This window comes from Mycobacterium sp. (assembly GCF_036488105.1).
Taxonomy (GTDB): Bacteria; Actinomycetota; Actinomycetes; order Mycobacteriales; family Mycobacteriaceae; genus Mycobacterium.
The window spans coordinates 1-1681 of sequence record NZ_DASXHW010000241.1 but is presented as its reverse complement, the minus strand read 5'-3'; the positions used below and the strand labels follow the sequence as shown (position 1 = coordinate 1681).

Sequence of the window (1681 nt, the reverse complement as noted above, 5' to 3'; positions counted from 1 at the left end):
GCGCACAGCCGCCGGCACCGGGCACCAACGTCGCCAGGGCGCCTGCCGCGCAGGCCCGGCGCAGCGCACGGTCGCGGTCGACGGTCCAGCCGGCGGCCAGGACACCGGCGAACACGTCGCCGGCGCCAGAGGTGTCGAGCGCATCCACGACCGGTGCGGCCACGCTGAACTCCACACCATCGCCGACGTAGCCGGCACCGCGTGCGCCGCGCGTGGTGACACGATGCGGGACGGGCCAAACCCAGTGTGCGTCTTCGGTTTCGTTGACGACCAAGACGTCGGTCACCTCGGCCAGCCGTGCCAGCTCCGCTTCGTCGCCGCCCGACGGTGAGGCGTTGAGAATGACGGTCACGCCGGCCGAACGGGCGGCACGTGCAGCCGCTGTCGCAGTGGCGATCGGAATCTCCAACTGCAGCAACAACACATCGCAGTCCGCAACGAGCTTGCGCAACCCCGCCGGGTCCACTGTCAGCCCGCCGTTGGCGCCCGGAGCGACGACGATGATGTTCTCGCCGCCCGAGTCGACGATGACGACTGCGGTTCCGCTGCGCCCCGATACGGTGATCAGCCAATCGGTGCCGACCCCGTTGGCGTTGAGGTGGTCGCGCAGTTGCGCCGCCGACGGGTCATCGCCGACGGCGCCGACGAACTGCACGTCGGCACCCGCACGCGCGGCCGCCACGGCCTGATTGGCGCCCTTGCCGCCGGGTGTCGAGCGCACCGACGTCGCCAATGCGGTCTCGCCCGGGCCGGGCAGCGTGTCAACATCGAACCCGATGTCCATATTCACGCTGCCTACCACGCATACCCGTGTCATTGCGCCGACGTTATGGATTAGCGCTCGGATATACAAACGACGTATTGATAACGGTTTTCGGCAAAACCGATTTCACTAACCCCCACGCGATATTCTGCTGCGTGATCTGGGCTTTTCGGCCCGGCAGCGAAAGGACGTCAATTGACGCCGCAGGACTCGACTGATCCGGCGCCGCACGAAGAAACCGTGCCGACCGAAAAGGGCAGACGTCGTCATCGGCGGCCACTGTCCCGGTTGAGCATTCAGTCGAAGATCATGCTGATGCTGCTGGTGTCCAGCCTGGCCTCGTTGGCGGTGATCGGCGCCGTCGAATATGTATCCGGCCGAAACTTGCTGATGCCCATCGCCGCCGAACGCATGACACAACTGCGCGAGGCGCAGAAGCGCGCGATTGAAATGTTGTTCGCCGACCTGACGAATTCGTTGATCGTTTACACCCGCGGGTCGACCGCCGAAGATGCGGTGACCGCCTTCACCGCTGGTTTCGACCAATTGGCCGATGCGCCGACCGATCCCGGCGAGCAGCAGGCATTGGAGACCTACTACACCGACAAGCTGATCAAACCGATCCAGCAGACAACCGGCCAGAAGCTGGACATGGGCGCGCTGCTACCCAGCGGCAACGCCCAGAAATATCTCCAAACCCACTACACAGTCCGGTCGTCGGCCGCGTCGCCCGCACCCGACGACGCGGGCGACGGCAGCGCATGGTCGGCCGCGAACGCCCGCTTCAACAACTACTTTCGCGAGATCGCGACCCGCTTCGAATACCGCGACGCAATGCTGCTGGACGCCCGGGGCAATGTGATCTACAACGTGAACAAAGGCCCGGCGTTGGGCACCAACATCCTCACCGGCCCGTAT

At 65.4% G+C, this 1681-nt stretch carries 1 protein-coding gene and 1 pseudogene; one reads left to right on the top strand and one right to left on the bottom strand.

Going from position 1 to position 1681, the window contains the following annotated elements:
• Positions 1-817: PfkB family carbohydrate kinase (locus VGH54_RS12640; RefSeq protein ID WP_331512342.1), on the bottom strand; the 817-nt coding region annotated here is incomplete at its 3' end.
• Between the two features lie 141 nt (positions 818-958).
• Here VGH54_RS12640 and VGH54_RS12635 point away from each other — a divergent pair.
• Positions 959-1681 (top strand): annotated as a pseudogene (locus VGH54_RS12635) (adenylate/guanylate cyclase domain-containing protein); the annotation flags it as partial.